We start from the raw sequence: 17,605 nt of genomic DNA, 5'->3' as shown, positions 1-17,605 counted from the left end.
GCACTTTAATTAAAATGAAACGAGAGCCACTTTAAATAAGATATAGAGTGCCAATTTCAACATTTAAAAATAACTAAAAATCATCTAATTTTAATAAAAGCATATAAATCTTATATTTATATGTAAAAAATTGTAATAAGATTCGTTTTACGAAGGTGCCATTGCACAATTCTGGTAAAAATCAAAAAATTTACGCGAATCAATGATGAGAGGCGTAATTCTCTCAAATTCGCTTTTATTTCAAATAATAATGGAATCATGACAACCATTATTCTGCAAGCATGCCTAAGAACATCTTCACATGACAATGGTATCAGGATATTGAAGCGATCTGATATACTCATTGACATATTAAATAAATCATGGGCATCAAATGATTTAAATCTATCAATTTATTTTGACAAAACATTTGATCTTAAATCAATCTTCTTAGCGATATTTTTACTTTAATTTTAATGAGATCTGTGTATATTACCAGCCATTAACAACACTGCTTTTTCTTAATATTTTTAGCGTAAAATTATTTTACTCGTATTATTATTTTTTACAGAAAACTGTGTACATATTAATATTGCTTTCACAAGCATAATTTTGATTTTGTAGGAGAACTTCATTGCGTAGTTTGCTTGGAGATTATTTACTGCAACGGTTACAGCAAGATATTGAAGGAACGTTACAACTTCGACTATTTCGCTGCTTAAGTAATGCCATGATTGATGGCGTATTACCACCTAAAACACGCCTCCCAGCTTCACGTGATCTTGCAAAAGAAATTAAAGTGTCACGTAATACCGTTTTAAGTGCTTATGAACAATTACAAGCGCAAGGTTATGTAAATGCACGCACTGGGCAAGGTACGTGGGTCGTCGATAAATTACCTGAATCATTCTTAATTAAAGCAGAAAATAAAAGTCGCACTATTCAAGAGAAAAAGCCTTTAAATAATTATAACTTATCTCAACGTGGATCATATTTAATTGGCTATTCAGCCGCTTCACCTTATCAATGGGGTGCATTCGTACCCGGTGTGCCTGACGTCACAGAGTTTCCTCATCATACTTTTAGTCGTATTCAAATGCGTCTAAGTCGCGAGCCAGAAATTAGTCGATTAATTTATAGCAATGCTGGTGGATGTTTAGAACTGCGTCAAGAACTTGCAGAATATTTAAAAATTGCGAGATCTGTGCAATGTGATGCAGATCAAATTATTATTACTGAAGGAACACACCAAGCCATCGATTTAGTTTCAAGGACTTTAACCGATATCGGCGATGAAGTGTGGATAGAAGATCCTGCCTACTGGGGTGCTCGTAATATCTTACGAATGAATGGTGTTAATTTACGTTCACTTCCCGTAGATCAAGAAGGTATTATTCCCGACCTTAATCCTAAACAACCTCCAAAACTTATTTTTGTTACGCCTTCACATCAATATCCACTTGGCGCACATTTAAGTCTAGAACGACGTAAACAATTAATTGCAATTGCGCATCAACATCAAAGTTGGATTGTAGAAGATGATTATGACAGTGAATTTAGATTTTCAGGTCAACCTTACCCATCTTTACAAGGATTAGAACCTGATTCTCCCGTCATTTATATGGGAACATTTAGCAAAACCATCTATCCTGCGTTAAGAATTGGTTATTTGGTGGTACCAAAAAAATTATTTTCACCATTACGTATTGTGTCTTCAGAGTTATACAGAGGTGGACATTTACTTGATCAAAAAGTCTTAGCAGAATTTATTCGAGAAGGACATTATAGCGCCCATATTCGACGTATGCGTTTACTTTATAGCAAACGCCATTCATTTTTAATTGATTTAATTCATCGTCATTTAGGGCCAGATTTTCTGCATGAATATAATACTGCCGCAGGATTACATTTGGTGCTCAAACTACCTAGTCACAGCGATGATGTTCTAATTGCCTCAAATGCACTCGACCAAGGCATCAAAGTCCGAGCCTTATCTCAATATTATGCGAAACATTATTCAACCCGACAAAAGGGTTTATTGATGGGATTTGCTTGTGTGAGTGAACAAGAAATATTAATTGCATTTGGTGTCTTATTAAAATGTTTACGGGATGCCGGTATCCCAACGCGTCAGACATAACAATAGCTCATCATGATTATCGCTTCAGTGCTCTGTTATTTTTCAATATGAACAACGTAATAAACACTTGAAGCTGATTTTTTAATAGATTTTGAAATAACACATCGATAAAAATGATTCTTTTCCTTTTCTTATTATTTATCTTGAAATTATAACAAAGGAAATAGATTATAATTTTCACTCATACTTAAGTCTAAGATCAACCTACTTTCTATATAAAAATAAAGAAATTTTCAGTTCTAAAAAAATTAGAAATGCTGTTGCTTTATATTTATCAAGCACGTTCCGAACATGGCTATTTTATTGAGTCTTTCTTTTTATGTAAATAATCACGGCTCTTTTTGTGGCGTATTTATAGCAATTGGCTCCTTTGAATACATAAAAAATGGCTCTCGTTACTCAAGCGCAAAAAAGAGAAATTAGCGACATCTACAAACAGTATGTAATCGTTTAGTAACTAAAATATGATTTTTAGATGTTGATATATACATCAATGCGTTCTTAGCTTACTTAAATTTAATTACATATTGAATAATTCAGTTGCAGTTTCGATGATACGTAACATTCAAATCATGTGAATCTGATTTAAAAATACATCATTGATATTAATGGAAATAATATGACTGATAGTCAAACTCCCTCTCATTCTGATTCATCAGATGGCCTAAAAACTGGACTTAAATCACGCCATCTCACCATGATTTCGATCGCTGGTGTAATTGGTGGTGCATTATTTGTTGGTTCAGGAAATGTTATCTACAACGCAGGTCCCGCTGCAATCATCGCATATACCCTAGGTGGCTTATTAGTCCTTCTAATCATGCGCATGTTGGGCGAAATGGCTGTACTTAATCCCGATAGTGGCTCCTTTTCTACTTATGCAGATCGTGCAATTGGTCGTTGGGCTGGATTTTCAATTGGTTGGTTATATTGGTCATTCTGGACGCTGCTCATGGGATGGGAAGCTTTTGTTGCAGGTAAAATCCTCAATAATTGGTTTCCATTTATTCCAATCTGGGCTTATATGCTATTTGTTGTTCTCGCGTTGGTTTGGATTAATCTTCGAGATGTAAAAAACTATGGTGAATTTGAGTTCTGGTTTGCATTAATTAAAGTCATTGCCATTATTTTATTCTTAGTTGCTGGTAGTTTAGCTATTCTTCATCTTTGGCCTTGGGGTGATGCATCAATGGTTGGTGGAGTTACCTATTTGACCGCTGAAGGGTTTATGCCAAATGGTTTCTCTTCCGTAATTACAGCACTGTTAGGCGTTATGTTCGCCTATATGGGTGCTGAAATTGTCACGGTTGCAGCAGCTGAAACCAAAAATCCAGCCAAGGAAATTCGTAAAGCATCGAATTCAATTGTATGGCGAATTATCTTATTTTATGTCGGTTCGATGTTAATTACTGTTTGCTTGATTCCTCACAATAATCCACTTTTAAAAGATCCAACATGGGGTACATATAGCGTTACACTTACAGCTTTAGGCATTCCAGAAGCACGTCATATTGTGAATTTTGTCGTATTAACCTCTGTCTGTAGTTGCTTTAACTCTGCACTTTATACCTGTTCACGGATGATGTATTCTCTCTCTAAACGTGGTGATGCTCCGAAGAGCTTTGCCTTTACCAATAAAAATAATAGCCCGTGGGTTGGCGTTGTTTTTTCAAGTCTTTTTTCACTGGTTGCTGTTTATCTCACGGCAACCGAAAGTATGAATGTCTATGACGTCTTAATGCTGGCAACAGGTACCGTATCTTTATATGTCTATCTCGCAATTGCCATTTCACAATTAAAACTGCGTAAAAAACTACAAGCAGAAGGTCAGGAAATTCCATTTAAAATGTGGTTATTCCCTTGGTTAACTTATCTAGTTATTATTTTCATTATTGGTGCTTTAATTACCATGGTCATTGAAGGAACCTATTTCCAAGAAGTCACCTATACTAGTCTTCTAGCATTACTGATTGTAGGTTTAGGTATTTGTGCTCAAAAGTTTAATTGGGGTGGCGTTAAATCCTCCAGTAAATAAATGCTCAACCATCAAAATGAAAATCAGTTCAATTGACTTATTACCCTTTTAGCTAGCCTGAAATAGTTTAAGTTCCCTGAACTATCCTATAGAGATTCAGATCTCTATAGGAATATAGATAAAGTAAATAATATTATTTCTAAACAGACCATAACCCAAAACTTGCATGATTAAATTCTCACATCGTATTTTTAAATAAATTTTCTAAAAGCTGCCACAAATAATGCCCAGCAGGTGTTAAACGATGATCCATACTTCGCAGCAAATAACCAAAACTGTCTCTCGCAATACGATGATCAATAGGAATAGCAACCAGTGTTTTTTGTTTTAAGAACGATGTAACCGATTTTTCAGTCATAAAAGCAACACCTAAACCAGTTTGACACAGTGTTATGGCATTGGAAAATAAATTACAACTATATGAAGGTTGAAAACTAAGATTTTCACTTTTAAATATTAAATTAATGTAATGCTGTAATCCAAAACTATCATTCATTCCGATCAGTCTATATTGATTCAACTCCGCGACACTGACTTGCCTAAGTTGAGCAATAGGATGTTCTGGTTGTACTATCGCACAAATAGGACCTCGACTAAAACTTAAACATTTAAAACCAGGTGGACCTGAGGGACCAAAACTAATTGCCATATCGACTTCTCCCTGAGCAATTTGATGAATAGTACTTTGCATATCCCCAGATGTAATATGAATAAATACATCTGGATACGCTTGAGAAAACTCTTTTATGACAAATTTAATGACTTCTTCGGCCATTCCTTGCCCAACCCGCAATGTAATTGATCCACCACGCATATGTAATAAGTTATTGAGCTGTCTATCGAGTTGTTTTCTTTGTAAGCTAGTTTTCGCGTAATCATCAACTAAGAGCTTCCCAGCTTCAGTCAATATTACATTTCTCCCTCTTTTTTCTAATAAAGGTAAATGCAATCGACGTTCTAAAGCTGCAATTTGTCGACTAATGACTGATGCATTAATACCTAAGGCATCAGCAGCACGGCGTACTCCCCCTTGTATTGAAACTTCATATAAATAACTGATAGATTTTTCTGGATAATGAGAAAGTGTCATATATTTATACAAATATTGTTGATTTAAAGGCAACAATACTATCAATTTGTGTTCATTTTTCAAATCAATTTTTCTTCTTATACTGCTTCATCTAATTTTAAAGGACGAAAATTGTATGCAAAATATCACTGAATATTTACATCGACATTCCTTAGATATCATTGAAGATATTAAGCAGTTAGTCTCTGCAGAATCTCCATCAAATCATAAAGATGCAGTAGATCGTTGTGGAGAAGTTCTGCAAACAATTTTTAAATTACGTTTGGATGCCACAGTCGATATTCATCATCAGCACAAATATGGAAATCAATTAAAATTTACTGTCGGAAGCCAAGGGGAAAAAACAATTATCTTGGGACATTTTGATACCGTTTGGAATATAGGCGAGCTTCGGCTTTACGAAGCAGATGGTAAGTTTTATGGACCAGGCATTCTTGATATGAAAGCGGGATTAATTCAAGCTATTTGGGCTGTTCGTGCATTAAAGTACTTTGGACAATTAGAAGATAAACAAATTATTTTTCTCTGTAATAGTGATGAAGAATTAGGTAGTCCTAGTTCAAAAGATTGGTTAAATCTTAATGCTCAAGGTGCAACCCAAGTATTGGTTGTTGAGCCCGCTGTTGCAAATACTGGTGCATTAAAAATTGCACGAAAAGGATCAGGACGTTATCAAATTAAAATTACGGGTATTGCTGCACATGCAGGCAATAATCCTGAAGAAGGCATAAGTGCAATTCAAGAAATGGCGCATCAAATATTAAGTTTACATGCCTTAAATGCACCTGAGCTCGGCACTACAGTCAATGTTGGAATTGCACATGGTGGTGGACGTGTTAATGTTGTTGCTGACTATGCTGAACTCGGTATTGATACTCGAGTGACATGTGAAAATGAAGCGATTCGTATTGATCAGGCTATTCACCAGCTTTCAGCAGTTACTACGGGAATTAAACTTGAAATATCGGGGACTCAAACACGCCCACCAATGCAAATCACTCAAAACTCAGAACACTTGTTTTCAAAAGCGCAAAGTATTGCAAGAAAACTGGGTTTTTCTCTTGAGGCAAAAACAGTCGGAGGTGGAAGCGATGGTAATTTTACAGCCGCGCTTGGTCTTCCTACATTAGATGGCTTAGGAGCAACAGGTTCTGGGATTCATGCTAGACATGAGCACATTCTCGTTGCCAATATTGTTCCTCGAACGGCTTTGCTTGCTGGCATGATTTTAGAACAGAATGCCGACAAAGGAGAAACATCATGTCTGATTTAGATGTTTCACATAATACAAAGCATACATTAGCTCAGAAAAGTGAATTTAGCCCTTATTTCTTACTCTTTATTATTCTTATTGTTGCAGCAATTTTAACATGGATTATTCCCGCTGGTGAGTTCGACTATATTACCAAAGATGGAATTAAGTTTGCTGTAAAAAATAGTCTTCATATGGTTCCACAAGTAGGTACACAGCCACTAGATATTTTTTCTGCAATTACTCAAGGAATGATTAAAGCCGCACCTATTATCTTTTTAATCCTTTTCACGGGAGGTGTGCTTGCAGTCATAGAGGCAACTGGCGCAATTGAAACTGCTTTAAATACATTGTCACAAAGTACACATTTAAGTGATACACGGATCATTATTATCTTTGCTGCGATATTTTCAATTTTAGGTACAACTGGAGTTGTTGTTAATGCCATCATTGCATTTATTCCTATTGGTCTTTTAGTCGCTCGCTCTATGGGATTGCCCCCTATTTTAGGTGCTTCTCTTGTATATTTAACCTGCGCAGCTGGTTTCAATGTTGCAATTTTAAATCCAGCAACCACAGGATTAACCCAGCATCTAGCACAACTCCCCTTGTTTTCAGGTATGTTATTACGTGGCTTCACCTGTTTTTTCTTTGTGCTGGTTGTTGTCATATTTCTTATATTTTCAGTACGCCGTGCACGTCGTCAAGGACATATACGCCCGCAACATAGAGAAAAAGTTGAAAACATCTCGAAAATTACTTGGCGCCATAAAATTATTCTCACAATGGTTGCATTAGCTTTACTCATATTTCTTACAGGCGCAGTACAATATCGCTGGGGAATTAATGAAATGTCCTCAATGTTTATTATATTAGCGATTATAGTTGGGCTTATTGGACAATTATCAGGTTCGAATATTGCAAATATTTTTCTCCAAGGTTGTTCAAAACTCGTAAAAGGTGCCTTTATTGTTGGTATGGCAAGTGCTATTTCTATTGTATTAGAGCATGGCAAAATTCTAGATCCAATTGTTGGCGCAATGTCTGAACTCCTTGTGGCTGTACCTCCAACAATAGCTTCAATTGGAATGTTTATTAGTGCGGCACTTTTACATTTTGGAATTTCATCTGGTTCAGGAGAATCTGCGTTACTTATTCCTATCTTTTCGCCCTTAGGTGATAATCTTGGGTTGACTCGACAAGTCATGGTGCAATCTGTCTTACTGGGTGAAGGAATCGTAAACTGTATTAATCCAACCTCTGGTGTTTTAATGGCGGTATTGGCAACTGCGAATATACCATTTGGTCAATGGGTACGTTTTATTTCACCGGTCATTGCAATATGGTTTGTCATTAGCATTATAATGTTAATTATAGGAGTTGCTATTCATTGGGGACCATTTTAACCTAAAGTGAAATTCAATCTCCCATAATCAATCACAGTAAATAAAATGAAGTACAACGGTCTGTTGAGTTTTACATCTTCAGCAGACCTTCTATAAATAATTAAAGAATTTATTGATTTGAAACAGCATTTTTACATCAACTCATTATTCAAATTCGAATGTCATCATGATTTGATAAATAACCAAGATTTTTATATATCTTTTTTTTATATTTAGATCAGAAAAAAGTTATAGGCGTAAAAATAAATATTGTTTTTAATACAAGGAACATAAAAAAACCTAACCATTTGTTTATTCTATATTTTAAATATAAAAACCTTCCACTTATGTCAATTTAAGAAAAGAAAACTATTTTTATTCACTATATCGAATAATCATTTATTGATATGATATTTTCAATAAATAGTCCAAAGCAGCTCTTTGTCGTACATTGGCTTAAAAATAGAGATGTGAACTAGAGTTCACAAATATTTGCTTATTGAAAAAGTCTTATCTGTTAAGCTTTTAATATCACTATTTAATTTAGCCCAAATTCTCTCGAAACGATTGATTGTAAATTTATTCTTATCAATTTACATAGGATTTTTAAATGAAAAAACTACTTAGTTTAGGCTTAGCTTTTTTCGTTGTTCTTGTCAGCGCTTGTTCAAAACAGCCAACTTCTCAAGAAGCAACAAAAGATACTACAACTACTTCAGAATTACGTAAAGTTCGCCTTGCTTCTACAGGCTCAGATGTTGATATTTGGAAATATGTTGCATCATTACCTGAGACCAAAGAAGCTGGAATCGATTTAGATGTAAACACAATCAATGACTATGTTGTGTTAAACACTTCAGTTGCGAGTGGAGAAATGGATGTGAACGCCTTCCAATCGTTCAACTATTTAGCCGCTTATAATGCATCAAATAAAGATCAAGTTTATGCAATTGCAACCACTTATTTAGAGCCTATGGGCATTTATGCAAGTGATAAAATTAAGTCTGTTGATGCATTTCCTGAAGGCGCAACAATTGCCATTCCGAATGATACAGCAAATGAAGCACGTGCTCTTTCATTGTTACAATCTGCTGGCTTAATTAAGTTAAAACCTGATTTTAACTTAGGGAGCGGTACAACCAATGATGTGATTGAAAACCCGAAAAAATTAAAGCTTAAACCTGTTCAAATGACCACTGCAGTGCGTGTTAAAGGCGATGTTGATGCAATTGTTTTGGGTAATACACTTGCACTAGAAGGTGGCTTAAACGTATTGAAAGATTCTATATTCCGTGAGCCTATCGATCAAAGTACTGCACTTTATGTCAATTTAATTGGTGCAAATGAAGCAAATAAAAATGATCCAACATTAGCTAAACTCGGTGAACTTTATCATTTACCTCAAGTACAAAAATTTATTACAGAAAAATTTGATGGTACAAAAGTTGAAGTAAACAAACCTGTAAGTGAGTTTGCTCAAGCAAAATAAGTTTCATTTTTAAAAAAGAGACTGAAAAGCCTGCATCATTATGCAGGCTTTTTCTTTTGAATTAAAATAATCTATGCTGTTTACATTCTCGATGCAGATTATGTTTTAAACGACAATTAAGTTAATTGAATTTACTTATCTCGATTTATTCAAATTATGGGTATTTTATCGTCACATCATTTTAGCTAAAATAATATTGACATATATATTTATATAATCAATTTTCCTATGAGGCTTAAATTGTTCAATATTCTACCAATAAAACTTGTCAACGCCTTAAGTTGACTTAAATAAACACATCACTATTTAACAGAATCTAAATAGTAATATAGAATTACCCCTATCTTTAAAACAGATTATTCCCTTTGTCTGTTTTTTTAAATTTTGGTTAGCTTTGACGTTATGATTGAATTTAAAAATATTTCTAAACATTACCAATTGAACGGTCAAACAATCCGTGCTCTTGATGATATTAACTTACAAATCCCTGAAGGCAGTATCTTCGGGATTATTGGTTATAGTGGTGCTGGTAAAAGTACACTGATCCGCCTAATTAACCTATTAGAGCGACCAAACCATGGTCAAGTGATCATTAATCAAACTGATTTTACAGCACTAAATGCGAAGGAATTACGTAACGAACGATCTAACATTGGAATGATCTTTCAGCACTTTAATTTGTTAGCGACAAAAACAGTAGCTGATAATATTGAAATGCCCCTCAAACTTTTAGGCTATAGTAAAGCTGAACGTGAAAAACGTTTAGATGAACTTTTAGAATTCATTGACTTAAAACATAAATGCAGTGCGTATCCTGATGAGCTGTCTGGCGGCCAAAAACAACGTGTTGGTATTGCACGTGCCTTAGCAAATCATCCTAAAATTTTACTTTGCGATGAAGCAACTTCTGCGTTAGATCCACAAACCACTAAATCTGTTTTAGCCTTATTAAAGAAAATTAATAAAGAACAAGGCATCACTATTGTCATGGTCACTCATGAAATGGATGTGATCGAATCTGTTTGTGATTATGTCGCAGTCATGGAACAAGGTCAGGTCATTGAAGCAGGCTCAACGCTTGAAATTTTCAGTCAACCCCAGCACCCAACGACAAAAACATTCATTCAAACGGTACTACAACAACAATTACCACTCAATATTTTGAACAACTTGGAAAATCAAAACCATAACAGCATCTATTGCTTAAAATTTTTAGGAAACTCTGCACAAGAAACGGTTATTCAAGCTGTGATTAAACAGTTTGATATCAGTTTAAATATTCTGTTTGCAAATATGACTGAAATAAATGGTACGGTTATTGGTCAAATGTTCATTCAATTATTAGGCGATGCTCCTACCCTACAAAATGCCATTAAGTTTTTAAAAGATCATGGTGTTTCAGTTGAACAGTCAGGAGTAGCACAGCAATGAGAGATTTAATTGTCCAATGGCTGACTCAGGTGACCTCATCATTTTGGAACAGTGCCTTATCGATGGATCAGTTTGTGACTGCATTGCAAGAAACATTCAATATGGTCTTTTTTGCGATGTTGTTTGGCTGCATTTGGGGAATTATACAAGGTGTAACCTTAGTGGTGACTCGTCCACAAGGCATTTTACCCAATAAAGTGATTTATTATGGATTGAACCCGATTGTAAATGCTCTGCGCTCATTGCCATTTATTATTTTATTGATTGCTGTCATTCCGTTGACTAAATTCATTGTTGGCACATCCATTGGTACATGGGCAGCCATTGTTCCATTAACGATTTATGTAGGACCATATATTGGTCGTCTCGTTGAAACATCACTACTTGAAGTTAATGAAGGAATTATTGAGTCTGCTCAGGCAATGGGAGCGACACCGCTACAAATTATTTTTAAGTTTATTATTCCTGAAGCGCGTAGCTCTCTCATTCTCAACTTAACCACTGCGACCATTAGCTTAATTGGTGCAACTGCAATGGCGGGTGCCGTTGGTGCTGGCGGTATTGGGGATTTAGCAATTTCTTATGGTTATCAGCGTTTTGATACTAGCGTCGTTATTTTAACCGTCATTGTATTGTTAATTCTAGTTCAAATTGTGCAAATGATTGGTGAGTGGTTATCACGTTTGAGATAACATCATTAATCATCTCAGTAAAAACCGAGTTTTAAATGACTCGGTTTTTTATTTAAACATTCAATCAACAGACTTTAGCCTCTAAAATAATACCTATAAAACATTATTTTTATTTTTAAACAAGATTTATCCTTGTATTCTCTTCGTTATTCGCAGGATAATTCTCAGATTCTTTTTTATGTATTGAATGTGAGTGCAAAAACACGTACAAACAACCGCAATAAATATTAAGAAAGTACTTTATGAACAATCTACGCTAAAATTATTTAAGAATTTATTCATTCAATTGCATGATTGCCAAAGTCAGCGAAATTTAAATTTTATGATTGGGACCTATAATGTTAGATATCAGTTTTTTTCGTGAATTATTAATTTCGTTTGTTCACGTTTTCCAATTATCATTAGAAGCTATCTCGATCATTTGTGTGATGATTGGGTTAATCAAAACATTGATTGTACTTTTTCGTTTTAAATCAAGCCGCTCTGCTCGTTATTGTTTTGGAGACTGGCTAGCAACTGCTTTAGAGTTTCAATTGGCTGCAGATATTTTAGCAACAACAGTAGATCCAGATTTAGATAGTTTAATTAAACTTGCAATTATTGCTGTCATTCGTACCTTCTTAAATTATTTCCTCGCCAAAGAACTTGAGCATAAGCCTTATGCTGAAAATAAGAAAAATCATCAGGCATAACTGCCCTCTTTGAATCAGGCTGATGATTCTTTTTGTTGTCAAACCAACATTTAGATTGGATCAGCCAAATTTTAGCCGATGACTTGACGTAGAGCATGCTAAAATAACAATAGTTATCTCAGGAACTCATTTATGCACTTTGTACATCTTGGTATTCACTCAGAATTTTCAATTACGGAATCTATCGTAAGGATACCGAGTTTAATTAAAGCTGCTGCGAATGATGCGATGCCTGCTTTAGCGCTCACAGATTTATCAAATCTACATGCTGCGGTAAAATTCTATACAAAATGCTTAGATAAAGGGATTAAACCTATTTTAGGATCAGCTATTCGTCTCAATGATGCTGAGCACCGTATTAGTTTACTTGCTATGAGTAATCAAGGCTGGCGAAATTTAACTGAATTAGTCTCTGAAGGCTATATCAGTGGACAACAACTTGATATTCCATGTGTGCAAAAAGAATGGATTCTAAAACAACATGAAGATTTAATCGTTTTGTTAGGAATGCAAAGTGATGTCGGTAAAATGCTCTGTACATCCAACCCGCAAAAAGCAGAACCTTTGCTTGAGGAATGGATCGAGAAATTCGGAAATCGCGTTTATTTAGCCTTAACTCGGACAGATCGCCCTGGTGAGGAAGATTTTATTTTTGAAGCAGTAAAACTGGCTACAAAATATAATATTGGGGTCGTTGCCCATAACGATGTACACTTTTTAGTCCGTGATGATTATGAAGCCCACGAAGCGCGTGTCTGTATTGCAGATGGTTATGTACTGGGTGATAACCGTCGCCCTAAAAGCTATAGTCCTGAACAATATTTCAAATCTGCAGAAGAAATGTCTGAATTATTTAAAGATATTCCAACAGCGATTGAAAATACATTTTATATCGCCCAGCGCTGTAATGTCACACTACGTTTAGGCTTTCACGATTTACCCGATTATCCAATTCCAGATGGGCACACCATTGAAACTTACTTTGCACATCTATGCAAAGAAGGTTTAGAAGAACGATTAGCATTTCTTTTCCCTGTTGCGCAGCGCAGTGAAAACTGGTCTGAAATTCGCCAACCCTATGATGAACGTTTAGCATTTGAAATTAAAATTATTTTAGATATGGGATTTCCTGGCTATTTCCTGATTGTCATGGATTTCATTCAGTGGTCAAAAAATAATGAGGTGCCTGTCGGACCTGGGCGTGGTTCAGGTGCGGGTTCATTAGTTGCCTATAGTTTAAAAATTACCGACCTTGATCCCTTACGATACGATTTACTTTTCGAACGTTTTCTAAATCCTGAACGTGTATCTATGCCCGATTTTGATGTCGATTTTTGTATCGCGGGTCGAGATCGTGTGATTGATTATGTTGCACGCACTTATGGTCGAGAAGCAGTTTCACAAATTGCAACCTTTGGTACCATGGCAGCAAAAGGTGCCATTCGAGATGTTGCTCGTGTATTAGGTAAATCCTATGGTTTAGCAGATCGTATTTCAAAAATGATCCCAACGAAACCTTTGGGATTGAGCTTAGAAGAATCGATTGAAGCAGAACCTCAGCTTAAAGACATTGTTACCAACCCATCCAATCCAGATCATGATGATGCTGCTGAGATTTGGGAAATGGCCCTGAAACTTGAAGGGATTACACGTAATACAGGTCGACATGCTGGTGGTGTAGTCATTGCACCGACCAAACTTACAGACTATTCTGCAGTACTTTGTGAGGCTGATGGCACATCACGCGTTGCTCAATTTGATAAAGATGATGTTGAATCTGCTGGATTAGTTAAATTTGACTTTTTAGGTCTTCGAAATTTAACCGTTATTGAAGATGCCATTCAACATATCAATGCACGCCCAGATACAAAAGAAGCAATTAATATTTCATATATTCCTTTAGATGACCCTAAAGCCTATGAAATATTTGCAACAGCAAATACGACTGCGGTATTTCAGTTTGAATCCGTGGGCATGAAAAAGATGCTTAAAGAAGCTCGCCCAAGTAAATTTGAAGAAATTATTGCCTTTGTATCATTATATCGCCCAGGTCCAATGGACCTTATTCCAGACTTTATCCATCGTATGCATGGTGGAGAGTTTGAATATTTACACCCATTGCTTGAAAAAGTATTAGAGCCAACCTATGGCATTATGGTATATCAAGAGCAAGTCATGCAATCTGCACAATTCTGTGCGGGCTATACCTTAGGGGGCGCAGACTTACTTCGTCGTGCGATGGGGAAGAAAAAGCCCGAAGAAATGGTGAAACAGCGCCAGATCTTTATTGAAGGTGCAGCTCACAAAGATATTGACACAGATACTGCCAATCATATCTTTGACTATATGGAAAAATTCGCAGGCTATGGATTCAACAAATCCCATGCTGCTGCATATGCTCTTGTTGCTTATCAAACTGCATGGCTCAAAGCACATTATCCTGCTGAATTTTTATCTGCAGTAATGTCATCGGAAATGCAGAATACCGATAATGTTGTATTTTTGATTGACGACTGTCGTAACAATAAACTTGAAGTCTTACCCCCATCTGTCAATATGTCCTTATATCATTTCCATGCCAGTAATCCTCACACCATTGTCTATGGTTTAGGTGCAATTAAAGGCGTGGGTGAAGCAGCCATGCAATCTGTAATTGATTCACGTATTCAAGATGGACCATATCAAGACTTATTTGATTTTTGCCATCGTATTGATTTGAAGAAAATTAATAAAAGAACACTTGAAGCTTTAATTCGTGCGGGCGCACTGGATTGCTTAGGCATTGAACGTTCAAGTTTAATGCTACAACTTCCTGAAGCGGTACAAGCTGCAGATCAAGCGCGTCAAAACCGTGAAACAGGCATCATGGATTTGTTTGGTGAAGTTGCAGAGGTCCAGCGTAAACCTGCAAAACCTGTAAAACCATGGTCAGATGAAGTTCGATTAAAAGGTGAAAAGGATACCTTAGGCTTATATTTAACAGGTCATCCAATTGATGTTTATCGCCCTGAATTAAAATTTTTTATTTCGCAGCGTATTAATGAATTAACACCAACACGTCGTGGGGTGACCACTGTATTTGCTGGATTAGTCGTTGATGTTGCAAACTTCCCCAATCGCATGATGATCACGTTAGATGATGGTACTGCACGTATTGAAGTCTCATCTAATCATGAACGCTTTCAACGGTTCAAAGATATCATCAAAAATGAAGAAGTCATTGTTCTTGAAGGTGAGATTTATGAACGAGAAGGTTTTGACCGCCCTTCAGGTCGTTTAACAAAAGCATTTAGTATCAATGAAATACGTCAAAAAAGAGCCAATAGTATTCGTATTAAACTGACCACTGAACATCTAAGTAAAACATTAAGTAAAGATTTAGTAAAAATTCTTCAGCCCTATACGAATGTTGATATGAGCACGCATATTCCAGTTCTCCTTAGTGTCGACTTCCCTTATGCATCAGCAGAAATACAGTTAGGTATAGCTTGGAAAATTGCACCACTCGATGAAGTTCTTTCTAAATTACGCGATTATTTTGGAAAAGAGTCTATTCATGTCGAATATCACGTAAAATCCAAAGCCGCTAAAGCAGTCAGCTATGACGAAGCTAAGCCGACCTATATTCCACCTCCGCCTGAAGGTGTTTCTATGGATGATGCCATGGACCTCTATCAAGCGGATATCAATCAATATTCCTAATTAAAAATTATTTTTGGATCCATTATGAGTCAAGTTGACAATGCAGCTGTATCTGCACATCTCTCCCATGTGCGTATTGTCATGGTGAATACCACCTTACCTGCCAATATTGGTAGTGCATTACGTGCGATGAAGACCATGGGGTTATCTCAATTAACACTCGTTGCCCCAAAAACTTATCCACATCCAGATATTGATGCATTAGCAGCAGGTGCAACAGATTTAATTGAAAATATTCAAATCGTTGAAACCCTTGAAGCAGCAATTAAAGACTGTCATCTGGTTTTTGGAACCAGTGCACGAAGCAGAACCATTCCTTGGCCATTATTAGATGTCCGCCCTGCTGCTGTAAAAGCCTTAGATGCTGTGGTAAATCATCAACAAGAAATTGCAATTGTATTTGGTCGTGAAGATCGTGGTTTAACCAATGAAGAATTGGCTTTGGCGAATTATCATCTGACCATTCCAGTCAATGATCTTTACGGTGTACTCAATGTTGCTCAAGCTATTCAAGTGATTTGTTATGAATTACGCATGTCAGCTATTGACATTATTGGTAAAGAAACTGATTCTAATGCCAATATGCATGTCACTGAAACTGAAGATATGCAATGGGATGAACCACTTGTTACTCACGAACAAATGGAACAATTTTATCCGCATATTGAAAAAATGTTAGCCGAAATTGAGTTTTTAGATCCTAGAAATCCAAGATTATTACCATTACGCTTGCGTCGCCTTTTTGGACGTATACAATTAGATCGTATGGAATATCATTTACTCCGCGGAATTTTTAGTCGTGTACAAGCGCTCAATAACGGTACGTGGAAAAAAACTGAAAAAATTGGTCAGGAAAAGGATCATCAATAATGCTTAAACAGCTCAAAGAAGATATCCAAGCTGTCTTCGCGCGCGATCCCGCTGCACGAAATACTCTTGAAGTCTTAACTACATATCCAGGCATTCACGCATTACTTATGCATCGTGTGGCGCATGAGTTATGGAAAAAAGACTGTAAAGGCTCTGCACGCTTATTATCCTCTTTCAGCCGTTTTGCAACAGGCATTGAAATACATCCTGGTGCAAAAATTGGTAGACGTTTTTTCATTGATCATGGTATGGGTGTCGTGATTGGAGAAACTGCTGAAATTGGTGATGATGTTACGCTTTACCATGGTGTCACCTTAGGAGGTACAACATGGAATAAAGGCAAACGTCATCCAACACTTGAAGATGGCGTTGTTATTGGTGCTGGTGCCAAAATATTAGGACCTTTTACGATTGGAAAAAACTCCAAAGTAGGTTCAAATGCTGTCATCACCAAAGGCGTGCCTGCTAACACCACAGCTGTTGGTAATCCTGCGCGTTTCATTACTAAAGATAAACCGAAAGATGATGAAGAATCACGTCGTCGAGATTATGCTGAAAGTATTGGCTTCCAACCCTATGCAGCAACACAAGATCAATCTGATCCGATGCTTGAAGGTATGCGTGTCTTACTCGATCGAATTCAATATAATGAAAAACGTATGAATAATTTATGTCAGCGTTTGTCGTTATTAGATCCGACATTTACGCAGCAAGTGTTAAATGAACATCCATTTAGCCAAGAAGAATTAAAAATTATTGAAGATGTCAGACGTGAATGCGAAGCGCAAAGTCAGCAATCTAAAGCGTGAAAGATTTTCACGTGATTTAACATCCTATTACTTGCATGT

General features: G+C 36.2%; 12 protein-coding genes. 11 read left to right on the top strand and 1 reads right to left on the bottom strand.

Annotated features, from left to right (window positions below):
- Nucleotides 1-613: 613 nt before the first annotated feature.
- Nucleotides 614-2,119 (top strand): PLP-dependent aminotransferase family protein, encoded by a 1,506-nt coding sequence (locus tag B9T31_RS12935; protein ID WP_086182362.1) that lies wholly within the window; start codon nucleotides 614-616, stop codon nucleotides 2,117-2,119.
- Between the two features lie 619 nt (nucleotides 2,120-2,738).
- Complete coding sequence (locus B9T31_RS12930) at nucleotides 2,739-4,154, top strand: amino acid permease (protein WP_086182361.1); 1,416 nt, start codon at nucleotides 2,739-2,741, stop codon at nucleotides 4,152-4,154.
- A gap of 178 nt (nucleotides 4,155-4,332) precedes the next feature.
- Here the strand turns inward: B9T31_RS12930 and B9T31_RS12925 are convergent, their stop codons facing one another.
- Nucleotides 4,333-5,244: a LysR family transcriptional regulator gene (locus B9T31_RS12925; protein WP_086182387.1), complete on the bottom strand. Its 912-nt coding sequence runs from the start codon at nucleotides 5,242-5,244 to the stop codon at nucleotides 4,333-4,335.
- 115 nt (nucleotides 5,245-5,359) lie between these two features.
- Here B9T31_RS12925 and B9T31_RS12920 point away from each other — a divergent pair, with 115 nt between their 5' ends.
- From B9T31_RS12920 to cysE, 9 genes are all read left to right on the top strand, one after another.
- On the top strand, nucleotides 5,360-6,517 hold the full coding sequence (locus B9T31_RS12920) for a M20 family metallopeptidase (protein ID WP_086182360.1): 1,158 nt from the start codon (nucleotides 5,360-5,362) through the stop codon (nucleotides 6,515-6,517).
- Nucleotides 6,505-7,902 (top strand): YfcC family protein, encoded by a 1,398-nt coding sequence (locus B9T31_RS12915; RefSeq protein WP_086182359.1) that lies wholly within the window; start codon nucleotides 6,505-6,507, stop codon nucleotides 7,900-7,902. Before B9T31_RS12920 ends, B9T31_RS12915 begins: the two co-directional genes overlap by 13 nt.
- A gap of 589 nt (nucleotides 7,903-8,491) precedes the next feature.
- Nucleotides 8,492-9,370: a MetQ/NlpA family ABC transporter substrate-binding protein gene (locus tag B9T31_RS12910; RefSeq protein WP_086182358.1), complete on the top strand. Its 879-nt coding sequence runs from the start codon at nucleotides 8,492-8,494 to the stop codon at nucleotides 9,368-9,370.
- 402 nt (nucleotides 9,371-9,772) lie between these two features.
- Nucleotides 9,773-10,801: a methionine ABC transporter ATP-binding protein gene (locus tag B9T31_RS12905; RefSeq protein ID WP_086182357.1), complete on the top strand. Its 1,029-nt coding sequence runs from the start codon at nucleotides 9,773-9,775 to the stop codon at nucleotides 10,799-10,801.
- Nucleotides 10,798-11,493 carry a methionine ABC transporter permease gene (locus tag B9T31_RS12900; protein ID WP_086182356.1) on the top strand — a complete coding sequence of 232 codons (696 nt, stop codon included), beginning with the start codon at nucleotides 10,798-10,800 and terminating at the stop codon, nucleotides 11,491-11,493. Before B9T31_RS12905 ends, B9T31_RS12900 begins: the two co-directional genes overlap by 4 nt.
- 338 nt (nucleotides 11,494-11,831) lie before the next feature.
- Nucleotides 11,832-12,185, top strand: coding sequence for a DUF1622 domain-containing protein (locus B9T31_RS12895; protein WP_086182355.1), 354 nt, complete (start codon nucleotides 11,832-11,834; stop codon nucleotides 12,183-12,185).
- A gap of 132 nt (nucleotides 12,186-12,317) precedes the next feature.
- Nucleotides 12,318-15,887, top strand: a complete 3,570-nt coding sequence (gene dnaE / locus B9T31_RS12890; RefSeq protein WP_086182354.1) for a DNA polymerase III subunit alpha — start codon at nucleotides 12,318-12,320, stop codon at nucleotides 15,885-15,887.
- Between the two features lie 24 nt (nucleotides 15,888-15,911).
- Nucleotides 15,912-16,757, top strand: a complete 846-nt coding sequence (locus B9T31_RS12885) for an RNA methyltransferase (RefSeq protein ID WP_086182353.1) — start codon at nucleotides 15,912-15,914, stop codon at nucleotides 16,755-16,757.
- A complete protein-coding gene (cysE, locus tag B9T31_RS12880; protein ID WP_086182352.1) occupies nucleotides 16,757-17,566 on the top strand; it encodes a serine O-acetyltransferase in 810 nt (269 codons plus the stop codon). The genes B9T31_RS12885 and cysE overlap by 1 nt, the downstream gene beginning before the upstream one ends.
- Nucleotides 17,567-17,605 lie beyond the last annotated feature (39 nt).

Source organism: Acinetobacter sp. ANC 4558 (assembly GCF_002135375.1).
Taxonomy (GTDB): domain Bacteria; phylum Pseudomonadota; class Gammaproteobacteria; order Pseudomonadales; family Moraxellaceae; genus Acinetobacter.
Note: the sequence above shows the minus strand (reverse complement) of the source record. Positions and strands in the feature narration are given on the sequence as shown.